This is a genomic window from Pseudomonas sp. TE31087, assembly GCF_057284075.1.
This window is the reverse complement of sequence record NZ_JBXVNN010000001.1, coordinates 4,648,842-4,668,111: the sequence shown is the minus strand read 5'-3', so window position 1 is coordinate 4,668,111 and position 19,270 is coordinate 4,648,842. Positions and strand designations below refer to the sequence as shown.

General features: G+C 62.4%; 14 protein-coding genes and 3 pseudogenes. 4 read left to right on the top strand and 13 right to left on the bottom strand.

All coding sequences use genetic code 11. The annotated features are described in order from the left end of the window. Positions 1-17 precede the first annotated feature (17 nt). Genes ACZ899_RS21010 through ACZ899_RS20995 form a run of 4 tightly spaced genes read right to left on the bottom strand, consistent with a single transcriptional unit; the run spans position 18 to position 5,903 of the window. The gene (locus ACZ899_RS21010; protein ID WP_234560645.1) at positions 18-3,035 is read right to left on the bottom strand and encodes a sarcosine oxidase subunit alpha; all 3,018 of its coding nucleotides are present in this window, start codon (positions 3,033-3,035) and stop codon (positions 18-20) included. Continuing rightward, on the bottom strand, positions 3,032-3,367 hold the full coding sequence (locus ACZ899_RS21005; RefSeq protein WP_028688435.1) for a sarcosine oxidase subunit delta: 336 nt from the start codon (positions 3,365-3,367) through the stop codon (positions 3,032-3,034). The genes ACZ899_RS21010 and ACZ899_RS21005 overlap by 4 nt, the downstream gene beginning before the upstream one ends. A 16-nt stretch (positions 3,368-3,383) precedes the next feature. Continuing rightward, on the bottom strand, positions 3,384-4,634 hold the full coding sequence (locus ACZ899_RS21000) for a sarcosine oxidase subunit beta family protein (RefSeq protein ID WP_110735299.1): 1,251 nt from the start codon (positions 4,632-4,634) through the stop codon (positions 3,384-3,386). A 15-nt stretch (positions 4,635-4,649) separates the two neighbouring features. After that, complete coding sequence (locus ACZ899_RS20995; protein WP_203649757.1) at positions 4,650-5,903, bottom strand: serine hydroxymethyltransferase; 1,254 nt, start codon at positions 5,901-5,903, stop codon at positions 4,650-4,652. 327 nt (positions 5,904-6,230) lie between these two features. On the opposite strand from ACZ899_RS20995, the gene ACZ899_RS20990 reads away from it, so the two are divergent. Further along, positions 6,231-7,271 carry a threonine aldolase family protein gene (locus tag ACZ899_RS20990; RefSeq protein WP_234560644.1) on the top strand — a complete coding sequence of 347 codons (1,041 nt, stop codon included), beginning with the start codon at positions 6,231-6,233 and terminating at the stop codon, positions 7,269-7,271. Positions 7,272-7,349: 78 nt separating this feature from the next. On the opposite strand, the gene ACZ899_RS20985 is transcribed toward ACZ899_RS20990, so the two are convergent. From ACZ899_RS20985 to ACZ899_RS20970, 4 genes and pseudogenes are all read right to left on the bottom strand, one after another. Next, positions 7,350-8,078 (bottom strand): methyl-accepting chemotaxis protein, encoded by a 729-nt coding sequence (locus ACZ899_RS20985; RefSeq protein ID WP_371263117.1) that lies wholly within the window; start codon positions 8,076-8,078, stop codon positions 7,350-7,352. A gap of 135 nt (positions 8,079-8,213) precedes the next feature. Beyond that, positions 8,214-9,191 (bottom strand): annotated as a pseudogene (locus tag ACZ899_RS20980) (HAMP domain-containing protein); the annotation flags it as partial. Between the two features lie 274 nt (positions 9,192-9,465). Continuing rightward, a complete protein-coding gene (locus ACZ899_RS20975) occupies positions 9,466-9,768 on the bottom strand; it encodes a cell division protein ZapA (protein ID WP_203649751.1) in 303 nt (100 codons plus the stop codon). Further along, positions 9,765-9,995 carry a hypothetical protein gene (locus ACZ899_RS20970; protein ID WP_028688440.1) on the bottom strand — a complete coding sequence of 77 codons (231 nt, stop codon included), beginning with the start codon at positions 9,993-9,995 and terminating at the stop codon, positions 9,765-9,767. The genes ACZ899_RS20975 and ACZ899_RS20970 overlap by 4 nt, the downstream gene beginning before the upstream one ends. A 237-nt stretch (positions 9,996-10,232) precedes the next feature. On the opposite strand from ACZ899_RS20970, the pseudogene ACZ899_RS20965 reads away from it, so the two are divergent. Both ACZ899_RS20965 and ACZ899_RS20960 read left to right on the top strand, forming a co-directional pair. Then, a pseudogene (locus ACZ899_RS20965) lies at positions 10,233-11,042 on the top strand (MCP four helix bundle domain-containing protein); the annotation flags it as partial. Beyond that, on the top strand, positions 11,025-11,897 hold the full coding sequence (locus ACZ899_RS20960) for a methyl-accepting chemotaxis protein (RefSeq protein ID WP_371349951.1): 873 nt from the start codon (positions 11,025-11,027) through the stop codon (positions 11,895-11,897). The pseudogene ACZ899_RS20965 and the gene ACZ899_RS20960, both read left to right, overlap by 18 nt. A gap of 88 nt (positions 11,898-11,985) precedes the next feature. On the opposite strand, the gene gbcB is transcribed toward ACZ899_RS20960, so the two are convergent. Then, entirely contained in the window at positions 11,986-13,086 is a 1,101-nt protein-coding gene (gene gbcB, locus ACZ899_RS20955; protein ID WP_050703446.1) for a glycine-betaine demethylase subunit GbcB, read from the bottom strand. Positions 13,087-13,383: 297 nt separating this feature from the next. Between gbcB and gbcA the strand changes: the two are divergent. Continuing rightward, a pseudogene (gbcA, locus tag ACZ899_RS20950) lies at positions 13,384-14,677 on the top strand (glycine-betaine demethylase subunit GbcA). A gap of 88 nt (positions 14,678-14,765) precedes the next feature. On the opposite strand, the gene ACZ899_RS20945 reads toward gbcA, so the two are convergent. From ACZ899_RS20945 to etfB, 4 genes are all read right to left on the bottom strand, one after another. Next, complete coding sequence (locus tag ACZ899_RS20945; RefSeq protein ID WP_234560641.1) at positions 14,766-15,665, bottom strand: RHS repeat-associated core domain-containing protein; 900 nt, start codon at positions 15,663-15,665, stop codon at positions 14,766-14,768. A 234-nt stretch (positions 15,666-15,899) separates the two neighbouring features. Next, complete coding sequence (locus ACZ899_RS20940; RefSeq protein WP_442799903.1) at positions 15,900-16,700, bottom strand: RHS repeat-associated core domain-containing protein; 801 nt, start codon at positions 16,698-16,700, stop codon at positions 15,900-15,902. A gap of 59 nt (positions 16,701-16,759) precedes the next feature. Next, on the bottom strand, positions 16,760-17,281 hold the full coding sequence (locus ACZ899_RS20935; RefSeq protein ID WP_234560640.1) for a hypothetical protein: 522 nt from the start codon (positions 17,279-17,281) through the stop codon (positions 16,760-16,762). Between the two features lie 1,213 nt (positions 17,282-18,494). Then, entirely contained in the window at positions 18,495-19,265 is a 771-nt protein-coding gene (etfB, locus tag ACZ899_RS20930) for an electron transfer flavoprotein subunit beta (RefSeq protein WP_234560639.1), read from the bottom strand. Positions 19,266-19,270: the final 5 nt, after the last annotated feature.

The window sequence follows — 19,270 nt, the reverse complement described above, 5'->3', positions numbered from 1 at the left end:
GTTACCAGCCGCAAGCCTTAGACGTTCTGCCGCTCGCCTTTCGGGTCGAAGAACACCGAAGACACGATCTCGGCCTCGATCACGCTGCCGTCGGCCTGGGGCGAATACACCCGCTCGCCCAGGCGCTTGAGACCACCCTTGACCACGCCCATGGCGAACGAATAGCCCAGGGAGTTGGCCGCATAGCTGGAGGTGACGTGGCCGACCATGTCCATCGGGATCGGCTGCTTGGGATCGAACACCAGCTGGGCGCCTTCCGGCAGCCACACGTTCGGGTCCACAGGCTTGAGGCCCACCAGCTGCTTGCGGTTCTCGCGCACGGTGTCCTCGCGGTTCATGCCGCGCAGGCCGATCCACGAGTACGGTTTGTTGCGACCGACGCACCAGCTCATGTTGAGGTCGTCCGGGGTCATCGAGCCGTCAGTGTCCTGGCCGACGATGATGAAGCCCTTCTCGGCGCGCAGTACGTGCATGGTCTCGGTGCCGTACGGGGTCAGGTTGTATTTCTTGCCCGCCTCGACGATCTGTTCCAGCACGCCCATGGCGTAGTTGGCCTGGACGTTGATCTCGTACGACAGCTCGCCGGTGAACGAGATGCGGAACACCCGCGCCGGCACGCCGCCGACCAGGCCTTCCTTCCAGCTCATGAACGGGAAGCCTTCCTTGTCCAGGTCGATGTCGCTGACCTCGGCCAGCAGCTTGCGGCTGTTGGGGCCGGACAGGGTCATGGTCGCCCAGTGGTCGGTGACCGAGGTGAAGTACACCTTCATGTCCGGCCATTCGGTCTGGTGGTACAGCTCCAGCCACTGCAGCACGCGGGGGGCGCCACCGGTGGTGGTGGTCATGATGAAGTGGTTGTCGCCAACGCAGGCGGTCACGCCGTCGTCGAAGACCATGCCGTCTTCCTTGCACATCAGGCCGTAGCGGGCCTTGCCCACGTCGAGCTTGGTCCAGGCGTTGGTGTAGATGCGGTTGAGGAACTCGCGGGCATCCGGGCCCTGGATGTCGATCTTGCCCAGGGTCGAGGCGTCCAGCAGGCCGACGCTGTCACGCACGGCCTTGCATTCGCGGGCCACGGCGGTGTGGATGTCTTCGCCGGGCTTGGGGAAGTACCACGGGCGCTTCCACTGGCCGACGTCCTCGAACTCGGCGCCGTTCTTGATGTGCCAGGCATGCAGGGCGGTGAAGCGCACCGGCTCGAACAGGTGGCCACAGTGCCGGCCCGCCACCGCGCCGAAGGTCACCGGCGTGTAGTTGGGGCGGAACATGGTGGTGCCCATTTCCGGGATGCCTATCCCGAGCGAACGGGCGGCGATGGCCAGACCGTTGATGTTGCCCAGCTTACCCTGGTCGGTGCCGAAGCCCAGGGCGGTGTAGCGCTTGACGTGTTCGACCGACTCGAAGCCTTCGCGGGTGGCCAGCTCGATAGCGGCGGCGGTGACGTCGTTCTGCTGGTCGACAAACTGCTTCGGCGCACGGGCGGTGCCTTTGTCGTGGGGCACCTGGAACAGCGCCACGGTGGCCTCTTCCTTGCGCGCCAGGGTTTTCGGCAGGGTGCCGACGCTGGCCTTGAAGCCGGCCTCGGTGGCAGCACGTACGCCGCCTTCGAAGCCATCGGCGATCACATCGCCCAGGGCGTAGACACCGTTCACGCCACCGACGCATACGCGCTTCTGCGGTGCATCGCCCGGCACGAAACCGAGGATGTCTTCACGCCAGACCGGGCGACCGCCCAGGTGCGAGGCCAGATGGACCACCGGGCTGTAGCCGCCGGAGGTGGCGATCAGGTCGCACTCGAGGGTTTCGCCAGGGCTGGTGACCTTATGCGCCTGCACATCAATGGCGGCCACGCGGGCGCCGGTGACGTGCTTGCTGCCCTTTGCCTCGATCACGGCGCTGGAGGTGAGAATACGGATACCTTTGGCACGGGCCTCTTCGACCAGCGAACCGCGTGGGTTGTGGCGGGCGTCGGCGATGGCGACCACTTGCAGGCCGGCATCGTGCCAGTCCAACGCGGCGCGATAGGCGTGGTCGTTGTTGGTCGACAGCACCAGCTTGCGGCCCGGCGCCACGCCATAACGGCGCACGTAGGTCGATACGGCGCCTGCGAGCATGTTGCCCGGCAGGTCGTTGTTGCCGTACACCAGCGGACGCTCGTGGGCGCCAGCGGCCAGCACCACGCGGTTGGCACGCACACGGTGCACGCGCTGGCGCACCTGGCCGATCGGCGCACGGTCGCCGAGGTGGTCGGTGAGGCGCTCGTGGATGGTGAGGAAGTTGTGGTCGTGGTAGCCGTTGACCGTGCTGCGCGGCAGCAGGGTGACTTCCGGCAGGCTTTCCAGCTCGGCCACCACGGCATGGACCCAATCGGCGGCCGGTTTGCCATCGAGGGTTTCGCGACTGTCGAGCAAGGTGCCGCCGAACTCTTCCTGCTCGTCGGCCAGGATCACCCGGGCACCGCTACGGGCAGCAGCCAGCGCGGCGGCCAGACCGGCAGGGCCGGCGCCGACGATCAGCACGTCGCAGTGCTGGTTCATGTAGTCGTAGCTGTCCGGGTCGTTCTGCAGCGGCGCACGGCCCAGGCCCGCCGCCTTGCGGATGTACTTCTCGTAGGTCATCCAGAACGACTTGGGATACATGAAGGTCTTGTAGTAGAACCCAGGCGGCATCATGTTGCCGCCGACCTTGCCGATGATGCCCATCATGTCGTTGTTGACGTTCGGCCAGCCGTTGGTGCTGGTGGCCACCAGGCCAGCATACAAGGCCTGCTGGGTGGCGCGCACGTTGGGGATCTGGGTGGCTTCGCTGGAGCCGATCTGCAGGATCGCATTCGGCTCTTCGGTACCGGCGGCGATGATCCCGCGCGGGCGCGAGTACTTGAAGCTGCGCCCGACGATGTCGACGCCGTTGGCCAGCAGCGCGGCGGCCAGGGTATCGCCGGCATAGCCCTGGTAGGTCTTGCCGTTGAAGCTGAAGTTCAGCACCTTGCTGCGGTCGATACGGCCGCCGCTGGCGAGGCGATAGGTCTGGCTCATACTTTTTCCCCTTGGCCCTTGGCGGTCGCTGGCGCGGTGCTCTGTTTCGAGGCGGCGGTGACCTGAGGCTTCTCGCCGATCTTGTAGGTTTCCAGGATCTCGTAGGTCACGGTGTCGCGGGTGACGTTGAAGTACTGGCGGCAACCGGCGACGTGGTCCCACAGTTCGTGGTGGATGCCGCGCGGGTTGTCACGGAAGAACATGTAGGTGCCCCACTCCTCGTCGGAGCAGGCGTTGGGGTCCAGCGGGCGGGCGATGTGCGCCTGGCCCGACGCGTGGAATTCTTCCTCGGAGCGCAGCTCGCCGCAGTGGGGACAGAAGATTTGCAACATGACGGTTGTCTCCGGGTCAGTGGGCGACGGCAGCGGCGCCGTGTTCGTCGATCAGCGCGCCGTTGTAGAAACGGTCGATGGAGAAAGGCGCGGCCAGCGGGTGCATCTCGCCTTTGGCCAGGCTCGCGGCGAAGACGTTGCCCGAGCCCGGGGTGGCCTTGAAGCCGCCGGTGCCCCAGCCGCAGTTGAAGAACATGTTCTTCACCGGGGTCTTGGAGATGATCGGGCAGGCGTCGGGGGTGGTGTCGACGATGCCGCCCCACTGGCGGTTCATGCGCACGCGGGAGAGGATCGGGAACATCTCGACGATCGCCTGCAGGGTGTGCTCGATGACCGGGTACGAACCGCGCTGGCCGTAGCCGACCCAGCCGTCGATGCCGGCACCGATCACCAGGTCGCCCTTGTCGGACTGGCTGATGTAGCCGTGCACGGCGTTGGACATGATCACGCTGTCGATGATCGGCTTGATCGGCTCCGATACCAGTGCCTGCAACGGGTGCGATTCGAGCGGCAGGCGGAAGCCCGCCAGCTTGGCCATGTGCCCGGAGTTACCCGCGGTGACCACGCCGACGCGCTTGGCGCCGATGAAACCCTTGTTGGTTTCAACGCCGATCACGGCGCCATTCTCTTTACGGAAGCCGATCACCTCGGTCTGCTGGATCAGGTCCACGCCCAGGGCGTCGGCGGCACGGGCGAAGCCCCAGGCCACGGCGTCGTGACGGGCCACGCCGCCACGGCGCTGCACGGTGGCGCCGAGGATCGGGTAGCGGGTGTTCTTCGAGCAGTCGAGGTACGGGATCTCGGCCGCGACCTGCTCGGTGCGGATCAGCTCGCCATCCACGCCATTGAGGCGGTTGGCGTTGACCCGGCGCTCGGAATCGCGGATGTCCTGCAGGGTGTGGCACAGGTTGTAGACGCCGCGCTGGGAGAACATCACGTTGTAGTTGATGTCCTGGGACAGTCCTTCCCACAGCTTCATGGCGTGTTCGTACAGGTGCGCCGACTCGTCCCACAGGTAGTTGGAACGCACGATGGTGGTGTTGCGGGCGGTGTTGCCGCCGCCCAGGTAGCCCTTCTCGACCACCGCCACGTTGGTGATGCCGTGTTCCTTGGCCAGGTAGTAGGCCGTGGCCAGGCCATGGCCGCCACCGCCGACGATGACCACATCGTAGACCTTCTTCGGCGTCGGCGTGCGCCACATGCGCTGCCAGTTCTCGTGGTGGCTGAGGGAGTGCTTGAAGAGGCCGAAGCCCGAATAACGTTGCATGGTGTTCTGCTCCACTCAGCGGTAGACCGGGAAGTCGGCGCACAGGGCGGCGACGTTCTTGGCCACATCGGCCTCGACATCGGCGTCGCCCAGGTTGTCCAGCACATCGCAGATCCAGCCGGCCAGCGCCACGCACTGGGCAACCTTGAAGCCACGGGTGGTGACGGCCGGGGTGCCGATGCGCAGGCCCGAGGTGACGAACGGCGACTGCGGGTCGTTGGGCACGGCGTTCTTGTTGACGGTGATATGGGCGCGGCCGAGGGCTGCGTCGGCGTCCTTGCCGGTCAGGCCCTGGCGGATCAGGCTGACCAGGAACAGGTGGTTGTCGGTGCCGCCGGAGACCACGTCATAGCCGCGGTCGATGAACACCTGGGCCATGGCCTGGGCGTTTTCGATGACCTGTTTCTGGTAGCTCTTGAACTCAGGCTCCAGCGCTTCCTTGAAGCACACCGCCTTGGCGGCGATCACGTGCATCAGCGGGCCACCCTGGGCGCCGGGGAACACGGCGGCGTTGAGCTTCTTCTCGATCTCTTCGTTGCTCTTGGCCAGGATCAGGCCGCCACGCGGGCCGCGCAGGGTCTTGTGGGTGGTGGTGGTGACCACGTCGGCGAAGGGGATCGGGTTGGGGTACAGGCCGGCGGCGACCAGGCCGGCGACGTGGGCCATGTCGACGAACAGCAGCGCGCCGACTTTATCGGCGATCTGACGGAAGCGTGGGAAATCCAGGGTCTTGGAGTAGGCCGAGAAGCCGGCGACGATCATCTTCGGTTTGTGCTCGACTGCCAGGCGCTCGACTTCGTCGTAGTCGATCAGACCGGTATTGGTGTCGATACCGTACTGCACGGCGTTGTACAGCTTGCCCGAGGACGACACCTTGGCACCGTGGGTCAGGTGGCCGCCGTGGGCCAGACTCATGCCCAGGATGGTGTCGCCGGCCTGCAGCAGGGCGAGGTACACGGCGCTGTTGGCCGAGGAACCGGAGTGCGGCTGGACGTTGGCGTAGTCGGCGCCGAATAGCTGCTTGGCGCGCTCGATGGCCAGGGCTTCTACCTTGTCCACATGCTCGCAGCCGCCGTAGTAGCGCTTGCCCGGGTAACCCTCGGCGTACTTGTTGGTAAGGCCGCTGCCCTGGGCCTGCATCACGCGCTTGCTGGTGTAGTTCTCCGAGGCGATCAGCTCGATGTGATCTTCCTGGCGCTGTTCCTCGGCATTCATCGCCGCCAGCAGTGCGTCGTCATAACCCTGGATCTGGTCTTGCTTGCTGAACATCGTGTATCTCCCGGCAGCGATCGTTTCTTGTCTGGTGAGGGTTTTCCCACCCTTTGCAGCGATGGTATGACCGGGCACCGGGGCACAGATGCCTGCGCGCGCCTTGCAATGGCGCGTTTACGACATTCATCCACCGACAACACCAATCCCTGTAGGAGCGGCCTTGTGCCGCGAAAGGGCTGCGCAGCAGCCCCGACGATTTGTGCCATGCCATACATCCTGGGGCCGCTTCGCGCCCCTTTCGCGGCACAAGGCCGCTCCTACATAGGCAACCGCCAAATCGATGGTTTAGAGTGCGATCCTGCGTCGTACAAAAGGACAGGCGTCATGACCGACAACAACCAACAATTCGCCAGCGACAACTACTCCGGCATCTGCCCCGAAGCCTGGGCCGCGATGGAAAAGGCCAACCACGGCCACCAACGCGCCTACGGCGACGACCAGTGGACCGAACGCGCCTCGGAATACTTCCGCAAGCTGTTCGAGACCGACTGCGAGGTGTTCTTCGCCTTCAACGGCACCGCCGCCAACTCCCTGGCCCTGGCCTCGCTGTGCCAGAGCTACCACAGCGTGATCTGCTCCGAGACCGCCCACGTCGAGACCGACGAATGCGGCGCGCCGGAGTTCTTCTCCAACGGCTCCAAGCTGCTGACCGCCGCCAGCGTCAACGGCAAGCTGACGCCCCAGTCGATCCGCGAAGTGGCGCTCAAGCGCCAGGACATCCACTACCCCAAGCCTCGCGTGGTGACCATCACCCAGGCCACCGAAGTGGGTACCGTGTATCGCCCCGACGAGCTCAAGGCGATCAGCGCCACCTGCAAGGAACTGGGGCTGAACCTGCACATGGACGGCGCGCGTTTTACCAACGCCTGCGCGTTCCTCGGCTGCACGCCGGCCGAGCTGACCTGGAAGGCCGGGGTTGATGTGCTGTGCTTTGGCGGCACCAAGAACGGCATGGCGGTCGGCGAGGCAATCCTGTTCTTCAACCGCGACCTGGCCGAGGACTTCGACTACCGCTGCAAGCAGGCCGGGCAACTGGCGTCGAAGATGCGTTTCTTGTCGGCGCCGTGGGTCGGGCTGCTGGAAGATGGCGCGTGGATGCGCCATGGCAAGCACGCCAACCACTGCGCGCAGTTGCTGGCGTCGCTGGTGAGTGATTTGCCAGAGGTGGAACTGATGTTCCCGGTGGAGGCCAACGGGGTGTTCCTGCAGATGCCGGAGCATGCGCTGGAAGTGCTGCGCAACAAGGGGTGGCGGTTCTATACCTTCATTGGTAGCGGTGGAGCGCGATTCATGTGTTCGTGGGATACCCAGGAAGCCCGGGTGCGCGAGCTAGCGGCGGATATCCGCGCGATCTTCGGCGCCTGATCAATCGCCATCGCGGGGCTAGCCCGCTCCCACGCCCATTCCAAGGCGCTTGTGGGAGCGGGCTTGCCCCGCGATCAGCTAGAGACGGAAGCCTCCCATCTGCCGCGCCAGATCATCAGCCAGCCCACGCAACGCCTGGCACTCCTCGCGACACCCCTGCACTTCGCTGGCCGTCTGCCGCGCCAGGTCGGAAATCCCCTGCACCGTCCGGTTGATCTCCTCGGTCACCGCCGACTGCTCCTCGGTCGCCGTGGCCACCTGCTCGTTCATGCCGCTGATGCGCTCGACCTGATCGGTGATCGCCCCCAGCGAAGCCCCTGTACGCTGGCTCGACTCGACCCCATTACCGGTAGCCTGCTGCCCCGCCTGCATCGACGCCACGGCGGTGCCCGCGCCCTGCTTGAGACGGTGGATCATCTGCTGCACCTCGTCGGTGGACACCTGGGTGCGCCGCGCCAGAGTCCGTACCTCATCGGCCACCACGGCAAAACCCCGGCCCATCTCGCCGGCCCGCGCCGCTTCGATGGCGGCATTGAGCGCCAGCAGGTTGGTCTGCTCGGAAATACTGCGGATCACCGCCAGCACTTCGTCGATCGAGGCGACCTCGTCCGCCAGCTGCGTTACCGCCTCGGCAGCGCGGCCAATCTCGCCGGACATGCCTTCGATGTTGTGGATGGAACGGCGTACCACCTCCCGCGCCTGCAACGCCTCGTCGCGCGCCGACTGCGAGGCATGGGCGGCGGAGCCGGCGTTCTGGGCGATGTCCTGCACGGTCAGGCCCATCTCGTGCACGGCGGTGGCGACCATCTCAGTCATTTCCTGCTGACGGCCCGAGCGCTCGGCGGTGTTGTCCACCACCTGGGTCACCTGCTCCACCGACAAGTGCAGGCGCTCGGTGGTGCGCAGCACTTCACCGATCAGGCCACGCTGGCTGTCGAGGAAGCGGTTGAAGCCGCGGGCCAGGTCTCCCAGCTCGTCCTGGCGCGAGTCGTCCAGGCGATGGCTGAGATCACCCGCGCCACCGCCGATCTGCACCAACGCCGCCGTGACCTGACGAATGGGCCGCACCAACCCGCGTGCCAGCAGCACCACCAGCAACAGCGACAGCAGCGCCACACCGCCGCCGATCAGGCAGGTCTGCCAGATGGCCTGGCGGGCCTGGGCGTAGATCTCGGCTTCCGGCACCTCGGCCACCAGGGTCCAGTTCAGGTCACGCAGGGGCAGGCCCAGGGCCAGGTAATCCTCGCCATCACGCTGGAAACGGCTGCTGCGCAGGCCTTCACCGCCCACCAGCACGGCCTTCGCCGCCTCGACGTCCAACTGCTCGGCAAGTTGGCGCTTGCCACTGAACTGCTGGTCGGGATGGACCTGGATCAGGCCGTCATTGCGCACCAGGAACACTTTGCCGTGCTCGCCGAAACTGAAATCGTGGATCAGCTTCGACAGTTCGGTCATACGCAGGCCCATGCCGGCGACGCCGACCAGCTGGCCGTCCTTCTCGACCCGATAGTCGATAAATAGCGCCAGCTCACCAGTGGAGCCGTCGATATCGATGTTGATCAGGCGCTCGGCGCCGCTGTCGATGTAGCCGTAGAACCACTTGTCCTTGGGGTTGGCGCGGCTGAGGGTGCGGTCCAGGCCCTTCTCGTTGTAGTAGTGGCCGGTGACGGTCGAGGCGAACAGGGTGGTGAAGGCGTGGTTGCGCTGCTTGGCCGCGTCCAGGTATTCGATGAAGCGCGGCAGCTCGGCCGGGGCTTCACCGGCGGCCAGCCAGTCGCGCAGGAGGGTGTTGCCGGCGATGTCCGCCGCCGCCACCAGCGGCTGGCCGAGCATGCGCTCGATATCGTTGCGGATGGCCTCGACGCTGGCCGGCAACGCCGTGTCCACCAGGTAGCGCTCGGTGAGGCGGTTGAGCGCCATTGTGTAGATCGCCACCACCACCAGGATGCTTGCCAGCAGGGCGGTGCCCATGCTTGCGATCAGTTGCCACTGGATACTCCGCCGCCAGATATGCATGCCCCACTCCCCGATAATTATTGTTTTTCGGGAAGTGTATACACTTAAGTATCCAGTTATTCCAGTGATCCGAGACAGCACAAAACAACTGTGGGAGCGGGTTTACCCGCGAAGACGATGGTGGCTTCACCGACGTCTTCGCGGGTAAACCCGCTCCCACAGGGGATGCTTGAGCGCTTTACTGGTCGCCGATGGTCCGGCTGATAGCATCGACCGTGGCGTCGATCTGCGCCTGGGTGCGCTCGAGGGTGCTGTCGTGCTCGCGCTGCAGCTCGATCTGCTTGGAGCACAGGTTCAGCGCGGCCAGCACCAGCAGCTTGTCGCCGATCAGGGTCGGGTAGTTGCGCTTGGTTTCGGCCAGCGCGACGTTGAGCATGCGCACGGCCTGGGAGAGGGTTTCTTCCTGGCCTTCGGGCGCCTTGAGCGAATAGTCGTTGCCCAGGATCGACACGACATTGACCGGCTGCGCTTGCAGTCTCATGCGTTCACGACACCCGCGCTGGCGCGCTCGACCAGGGCCTGGATGCGGGCGGCGGTGGCGCCGTGCTTCTCTTCCTGCTCCATCAGCGACAACTGCAGGCTGTCGTTCTCTTCCTTGGCCTGGGCCAGTTCCTGGCCGAGGCTGGCGTTCTGCTCGGCCAGTTGCGCGTTCTTGTGCATCAGGTCGCTGACCAGTTGCTCGAGTTGATTCAGGGAAGTTTCCAACATGCGTCTATCTCGGTTGTTGCAAAGGGCGCACACGATAAGGAAAAACTGCCGCCCCCGCCATTAAATATCGGATTCAAAAGGTGTTTGCCAGGTTCAGGTTGACCCAGGATCGGCCCCCTTGTTCCGACCTGGATCAACCGCTGGTCAGGAAAATAGTTAGCTGCCTCACAATTTTTGCATTGCGGACTCAAGACTGGCCGGTCACGACCGATAGGCAGGCAGGTCTTCTTTCGTCGCATGGATCGCGGCACCTCTTCTGCCTTGGGAACTGCCTCCATGTCCTTACGCAATATGAATATCGCGCCGCGCGCGCTGCTCGGGTTCGCCGTGATCGGCCTGCTGATGCTGGGCCTCGGCGTGTTCTCGCTGATCCAGATGGGCAACATCCGCCAGGCCGGGGTGACCATCGAGGAAATCAGCGTGCCCAGCATCAAGACCCTCGACGAGCTGACCGCGCTCAACCTGCGCCTGCGCACCCTGTCCTACCGCCTGCTGCTCAACCGCGAACCGGCCACCCAGCAGGACACCCTGCGCCTGCTGGACGAGCGCAACGCGCAGATAGACAAGGCCCGCCGCGCCTACGAGCCGCTGGTAACCGCCGCCGACGAGAAAGCCGCCTTTGACCAGTACGGCCTGCTGCTCAACCAGTACCGCCAGCTCGAGGCACGCATGCGCACGCTGAGCCAGGCCGGCGACCTCGACGCCCTGCGCGACCTGCTCAACCGCGACCTGCTGGACAACTCCGAGCAGATCAACAAGATCATGGACACCCTGGTGCGCATCAACACCGACCAGACCAGCGCCACCAACGCCCAGGCCGCCGAGCAGTACAGCGGTGCCTTCGGCCTGGTGATCAGCCTGCTGGTGGCCGCCACGGTGCTGACCCTGCTGTTCGCCTTCCTGCTCACCCGCAGCATCGTCAAGCCCATCGATGAGGCGCTGAAGTCCGCCGAGCAGATCGCCGAGGGCGACCTCACCCACCACATCGATGCCGAGGGCACCGACGAGGCCGCGCGCCTGCTCAAGGCCATGGCCAAGATGCAGGACAAGCTGCGCGACACCCTGCAGCTGATCGCCGGTTCCGCCACCCAGCTGGCCTCCGCCGCTGAAGAGCTGAACAGCGTCACCGACGAAAGCGCCCGGGGCCTGCAGCAGCAGAACAACGAGATCGAGCAGGCCGCCACCGCTGTCACCGAGATGACCAGCGCGGTCGAGGAAGTGGCGCGCAACGCGGTAAGCACCTCCGAGGCCTCCAGCGAAGCCAGCCGTTCGGCCGGCGATGGCCGTGACCTGGTGATGGAGACCGTGGGCGCCATCGAGCGCATGAGCGGCGACGTGCAGTCCACCGCCAAGCTGATCACCCACCTGGCCGAGCAGTCCCGCGATATCGGCAAGGTGCTGGATGTGATCCGCGGCCTGGCCGACCAGACCAACCTGCTGGCGCTCAACGCCGCCATCGAGGCCGCCCGTGCTGGCGAGGCCGGTCGTGGCTTCGCCGTGGTCGCCGACGAGGTGCGCGCCCTGGCCCACCGCACCCAGCAGTCCACCAGCGAGATCGAGCGGATGATCGGCAGCATCCAGGGCGGCACCGAGCAGGCCGTGGATTCGATGCGCACCAGCACCGAGCGCGCCGAGTCGACCCTGAACATCGCCCGTGGCGCGGGCCTGGCGCTGGACACCATTGCCGGCGCGGTGGCGCAGATCAACGAGCGCAACCTGGTGATCGCCAGTGCCGCCGAAGAGCAGGCCCAGGTCGCCCGCGAGGTGGACCGCAACCTGGTGAATATCAACGACCTGTCGGTGCAAAGTGCTACCGGAGCGCATCAGACCAGCGCGGCGAGCGCGGAGCTATCGCGTCTGGCAGTGGATCTGAACGGGTTGGTGGCGCGGTTCCGCACCTGATCCTCAAACGCATCGCGGGGCAAGCCCGCTCCCACGCCAGGTTCAGGTTTGGCGTGGGAGCGGGCTTGCCCCGCGATGCGTTTGAGGATCAATACTCGATCCGCACATCCCCTTTCGGCACGCTGCAGCACGAAAGGATGTAGCCCTCGGCCTCATCCTCCTCGGTGATCCCGCCGTTGTGCTCCATCTCCACCTCGCCGCCAAGCTTGAGCACCTTGCAGGTGCCGCAGATACCCATGCCGCAGGCCTTGGGAATCATCAGCCCGACCTTGGCCGCCGCCGCATGCACGGTCTCGCCCGGGGCCACGCGGATACTCTTGTCGCTGCCGACGAACTCCACCAGGTTGAGGTCGGCCACATCCACTTCCGGCGCATCGGCCGCGGCTTCGGCATGCTCCACCGCGTCGGCCTTGGCCTCAGGCGGCGTCGCGCCGAACGATTCCTCGTGGTAGTTCTTCATGTCGAAGCCGACTGCCTCGAGCATGCGCTTGACCGCGCTCATGTACGGCGTCGGGCCGCAGCAGAAAATCACGCGCTCCAGGTAGTCCGGGGCGATCAGCTCCATCAGCCGCTGGTTCAGGTAGCCACGGTAACCGGCCCAGGGTTCGCCCAAGCCGTGCTTCTCGCAGATGATGTGCAGGCTGAAGTTGGGGATGCGCGAAGCCATCTGCTCCAGCTCGCGGTGGTAGATGATGTCCTTCGGCGAGCGGGCGCTGTGCACGAAGACCATGTCGACGTTGGCGTTGGTGTCGTAGAACCAGCGCGCCATGGACATCACCGGGGTGATGCCGACGCCGCCCGAGAGGTACAGCACCTTGCCTGCCGGGAAGTCGATGGCGTTGAACAGCCCCACCGGCCCGTGCACCGGCAATTCGGCGCCCTCGTGCATGGTGTCGTGGAGGAAGTTCGACACCAGCCCGCCCGGCACACGCTTGACGGTGATGGAGAAGCTGTAGGGCACCGACGGCGAACTGGAGATGGTGTACGAACGCATCACAGGCTTGCCTTCGATCTCCAGCTCCAGCGTGACGAACTGCCCGGGCTTGAAGAAGAACATGATCGGCTGGTCGGCCATGAAGCAGAAGGTGCGCACGTCCCAGGTTTCCTGGATGACCTTGACGCAACGCACGATGTGGCGGCCATTGGCCCAGGTCTGGGTGGTAACCGGATTGAGGAAGGTATCGGACATGTTCATCTCCAGCAGCCGACTGTCGGCCATTCTTATGGCTCCGATAATGCGCAAGCGCACCGCGCCGTACATTCCCATCCGCGACATCGGCGTGCTTATCGCGACCAGCCCCGCGCTACAAGGGCTGGCGCGTCGGAATTCGATGCGGCCATGTCGCCCGTGGATATGGTCCTTTCCCGGCCCGGACGCACACTCCTCGGCAAAACAACACGCTGTTTATCGCGAACAACAGCCTTGCGGCACTACAACAACGATTAGCCACTTCAGCCGGCCGCACGCGGCCCCGAGGACCACACGATGGACGTCACCGCAACCCTGAGCCTGGGCGATCCACTGGAACCTGCACGCAAGGCTACCGCCGAGATGCTGCAGACCCGCGAGCGCACCTACTCGCTGCCGCAACCGTTCTACTGCGACGAGCGCCTGTTCCAGATCGACATGCAGGAGATCTTCCACAAGGAGTGGCTGATCGCCGGCATGGTTTGCGAGATCCCGACCAAGGGCAACTACATCACCCTGCAGATCGGCAAGAAACCCGATCATCGTGATTCGCGGTGCCGAAGGTAAGGTTCATGCCTTCCACAACGTCTGCCGCCACCGCGGCTCGCGCCTGTGCGTCAGCGACAAAGGCAAGGTGGCCAAGCTGGTCTGCCACTACCATCAGTGGACCTACGAGCTCGACGGTCGCCTGCTGTTCGCCGGCACCGAGATGGGCGCCGACTTCGACATGAACCAGTACGGCCTCAAGCCTGTGAACGTGAAGGTGGCCGGCGGCTACATCTTCATCAGCCTGGCCGAGAACCCGCCGGCCATCGACGAGTTCCTCGCCACCCTCGACCACTACATGGAACCCTACGACATGGAGAACACCAAGGTGGCGGTGCAGACCACCTTGATGGAGAAGGCCAACTGGAAACTGGTGCTGGAGAACAACCGCGAGTGCTACCACTGCAGCGGTTCGCACCCGGAGCTGTTGAAGACGCTGCTGGAGTGGGACGATACCAACGACCCCCGCGCCAGCCAGGAATTCAAGGATCACGTCGCCGCCTCGGCCGCCGCCTGGGAAGCCGAGAAGATTCCGTACCTGCACAAGAGCCACGGCCTGCGTAACCGCATCGTGCGCATGCCGCTGCTCAAGGGCACCGTGTCGATGACCATGGACGGCAAGCAGGCCTGCCAGAAGCTGATGGGCCGTATCAAGAACCCGGACCTGGGCTCGATGCGCATCCTGCACCTGCCGCATTCGTGGAACCACTGCATGGGCGACCACATGATCGTGTTCACCGTGTGGCCGATCAGCGCCCAGGAGACCATGGTCACCACCAAATGGCTGGTGCACAAGGATGCGGTGGAGGGCGTCGATTACAACCCCGAGGACATGCGCAAGGTGTGGGACGCCACCAACGATCAGGATCGGCGACTGGCGGAGGAGAACCAGCGGGGGATCAATTCCACCGCGTATCAGCCGGGGCCTTACTCGAAGACCTATGAGTATGGGGTGGTGAACTTCATCGATTGGTATAGCCAGCGGCTGTTGAACAATCTGGGGGCGGAGCCGGCGGCTTATCTTAGGGAAGTGCAGGCTCAATGAGGTAGTAGAAGGGTACAGTCGACTACTTGTCTCAAAGGGCCGCATTGCGGCCCTTTGAGTGGAGCGGGTTTACACCTGGTCACTCATATCAATCGCTCAGGTCGCGTATTTCATGCTTTTTGCGTTGGGGGCTTCTAGGCGGGGAAGCACTGTCCTGGCCTCCTCCAGACACGTGGCCTAGATCAGGTTGCGTGACAACCCCGACCCTTCTTCGCCGAAGACCAGACCCAGTGTTGACTCGCGGTCGAACACCATCTTCGAGGTCAACAGTTTGAGTCCCTTGTTCTCTGGTGGAGGGTGAAATGTTAGTCAAAGCTGTACCTCCAGACTCTACATCCACCGATGGTTCATTGACTCCACGGAAGTAAGCCCTCACGTTTGCTTTTACATTTTTTGCTGGCTCAGCACCGGGTGCAAGAGAACTCACTATTGCCTTCCCAGCGGTGGCTGTGGCGCCAGTAGCAGTTGACGCCACAACCATCAAGTCTGCGCCAGGTACTCCAAGCGCATTCCCCACCTGCGCCACGAATGCCACGAGCGGAGCGGTGATCGACACTCTATTCAGCGCGGCACCCAACCCGTCTTGCGGGGGCGGGCTCATGAGCGCCGAGCCAAGTGAAACTGCATTGGTAGCGATAAAGAAGCCAGCTTTGGTCGCAGTGTAAGGATCAACGACAATATGACCTGTCGGATCACGCCGGTCGACCGGATTACCCCTACAGTAGCAATAGGCATTGAGCCCCCCTCCGCCAAAGGGGCTCCACGAATCCGCACTGAGAAAGCGCATGAGCCTGGTGCTGTAGACGCGATAACTGCCCAGCACATAGCCATCCAGGGCTTGCTCGAAAGGCTGACCGGTGAAGCCCAATGCCGTGGGGAACGAGGAAGGCGACCTTTGTCCGTATGGCGTGTAGGCTGCGGCGATCCTGTTGGTTGACCGCTGAACCAGGAGGGGACTCTGCAGTTTATCGCTTGCCAATAGAGCCATTTGATGCACCATGTCCTGTGGTGGTTGTGCGCAATGTATCAATGGGGCGTGGAGAGTGGCCCTGATACTATCTAAGGTTACCTGATTGCTCGCATCTGCCAGAAAGGTAAGTACGGACGCACAGGTATTTAGGCCCTAATGTCTTGGAGGAGGCATTTATATTCCCCTATCCTTAACTCCAGTAAACCGTCTTCGCTCATACAGCCTACAGTAAATCAAGATACCATTCGATAATCACTGCCGAAGCCTGCCCATCTCAGATGAAGGCCAAGTGCCTAAACGACGACGCTCATCAGGCATTAAATGATTTGAATCATCGTACTCGTCCCCTGTTACGATTGGGATCATACCACTATCTTGCAAAGGCTCTTCGAACCTCTCAACCTCAATCCTGTCAATCAAACCAGTAAGCTTTTTGATACCGTCTTCAACCCTGGATTTTTTTCTTTCAATTTTCACACCAACCATTACCAATTGCGAAAGTTGCTGTAAAAGCTCAAGATGCTCAGCTGTATATGGCTTTTTATCCTTCCTAGCCAGATCAAGAAAATATTCTGCATCCCCAGCCCTACCCTCCAAATTACGCTGACGGTAGATTAATGAATCCCGGAATGACTCGGCATAAGAAATAACTGTTCGCAGCACCCCAACAAAAACACCTGATAAGTCCCCAGACATACTCAGGTCAAACATAGACACCGCCCTGCTTTTATGATTCCCAGAATGGTCCTGCCAGTTAACCGGATCCCCCTCACAGTATGCATAGGCGTTGATCCCCCCTCGTCCGAACGGACTTACTCGATCCGGGGACTTGAAGCGCATCAGCCATGGGCTATACACGCGATAACCATTGCCCAGCAAATACCCTTCCAAGCAACCATCAAAGTATTGCCCTGTAAAGCCAATTACCATCGCCCCACCCTGTGGCCGGCTATAGCCATAGGGCGTATAAGGTATACATCGCAACGTTCCTTGAGTGAGGGCTATCACTTTACTCAACTGATGGTCGACCCCCAAGATAATCGATGCCCGCATGCTATACCTCCATACTCAGAACAACAGGCCATCTACATATTTAGCAGACTAACAAACCCCTACTCCCTGATTGAAGCCTGTACCTCTAGAGGGGCGCCAGCATTTAATTGCCCGCCACCTCCTACCTCAGGAAACTGGAAGTAATTAACTTCCTCTCCATCTTGTTGTGCAAGTAATAGACTATTAAGCTCCACAGCCTCTTGAACCGTATTCGCCCTGTGCTCTGCGTTATTTGGACCCCGTTTATTCACCTCACTGGTTATTACCGTATTTGGGGATCCAGGTGGCGTATTAAAGCGAGCCGTTACACGATCCTTCAACCGGCGATAAATATTCCTCCCAAATCGATAGAGTTCATCACCGAAAGCCAGTGCCGGGGCTAACACTGTCGTCACGTCCGCCACGACACTTCCTTCATCGCCATTATTACGCTGATGAACTCCAGCGGAAAAACCCCACCCTGCAATAGCTCCCGTTACACCCCACCGAGCACCTGTACCAAAACTAACTTTTCCTGTCTCTATATATTGATTAGCAATTGCCAGCCCCACCTGGCCTAAGGCTAATCCATTTGCAGCCATTGTGATCTGGTGCGTAGCCCAGCCGTCATGTTGGCCAGTAGGATCTACCCTATTGATAGGGTCACCGTGACAGTAGGCATAGCAATTCACTCCACCAAGCCCAAACGGACTCAACACATCAGCAGAAAAAAACGCATCAAAGACGGACTAAAAACACGATGGCCATTACCCAGCAGGTAACAGCCCAACTCGACCTCTCGCAGTTGGCCAGTGAACCCCGTTATCGATGCCCCTTTCGGCGCGGGGCGCAAGCCGTAGGGTGTGTAGGCGACCGGTGTCCGACCTGAGGAAGTCATCGTTGTATGTGGGCTTTGCAGCCTGTCTGCGGCGAGCAAACATTTCCTGGCCATGTGCTTGTGCTCTATGGGCTGATTGGCACCAAGCTAGCATTGCCGTTGCGCTGAGATAACTGACAAAAATGCCAGGTCTCCATGACCGGAAGTGCCTGATCGCGGGCTTTTATCCACAGCCACTCAAGTAGACCGGACGACGTAGTTTGAATGACTGGGATTTCTGAGTTGGTCAAAAAACAGCCAACAGCTTACAAGCCTTTGAAAGCGTGGGGTTCAGACAGAACCGAACACGTTTTCCACAGATGGACCAACAGAGAATGTTGATAAGGCTGATCCGGAATCTTGCAGGCCTGTGGATAGCGTCATGAAGCGCTTTTATTCCGAGACTTTAGCCACAATGACGAAGGACTGATCAAAAAACAGCCATCACCCTCCAACCCAATGGATTCAGTGCCTGTAGAAAAATCCAAACATGTTGTCCACAGGGCCACCAACAGTGATTGTGAGCAACTTCGCTGGTAACTGGCACCACGGTTGGGTTGTGCCTTTCACCGAACTGAGCATTTTTTGATCTATCCTCTGTAGGCCTTTAATTTCAATGCCTCTGGCAATTCACGAACATTTTATACACAGCCTGGCAAACAGATTCAGTGGGCAAGTGACGGCGCGGGTTCGAATCGATGTCAGCCGTGCTGGATTCCGAGGATAGTTATGCACAGGGATCAGCGCGGCTATGGTGGAGCGCAAACAGTGGCCCCCTGTGGGAGCGGGTTTACCCGCGAAACGAGCACTGCGGTGCCTGGCACCAGCTTCGCTGGTATTCGCGGGTAAACCCGCTCCCACAGGGGATGTGATCTGGCCTAATGATTTTGGACACCTTCATCGGGCGTTATGAGCTTGTGGATAGTGTTTACCGCCTGTCAGCGCAGGACACCCTCCTCCACCAGCAACTTCAGGATCGCCTCTGCGCCCTCCTGTGGCGACACATCCTTGAGCACCTTGCCGCCCCCGCCACTGGCCTTGGCCGTGGCAGCCTTCATGCGGTCCGCACCACTCTTGGCCTTGATCACCTTGAGCCGTTTGGGCCGTGGCCTGGCCGGTTGCAGGGCATCCTCGACCAGCAGCGGATCCTCGATCAGCGCCACGTTGCGCGCCGCCAACACCCCACGTCGCGCCGGGCCGAAGGCCGATTGCCGAGGCTTGGGCGCGGCGTTATCCACAGTTGCCAGCAACGGCAGGCGCACCTTCAGGCGACGCCGTTGGCCCCTTGGCAAGGCTTGCAGCACCTGGGCGGTACCGTTGTCGATGGATTCGACCTCGGCCAGCCCCACCACCAGTGGCCAGCCCAGCTTCTCGGCCAGCAGGAATGGCAGCATCCCCGAGCCTTCGCCGGTTTCAGCCTGGCTGCCGGTCAGCACCAGCTGGGCCCCCGCGTCACGCAGATAGTCGCCGAGCACGCCCAGCACATCGGCGCCGGCAGGCTGTTCCAGCACATCCAGATGCTCCAGCCCCATGCCCAGGTAGGCACGCAGCGCCTCTTCGCGAGGATCGCCGGCATGCACCACCTGCAAGTTATCCCCAGCCAGTTGCAGGCCCAGCTCCACGGCGCGGGCATCCTGCTCGGCGCGGCGGGCGCGGCCGGAGCTGGGGTGGGCGCCGATCGAGACCAGGCTGATGACTTTCGTACTCATGCTCG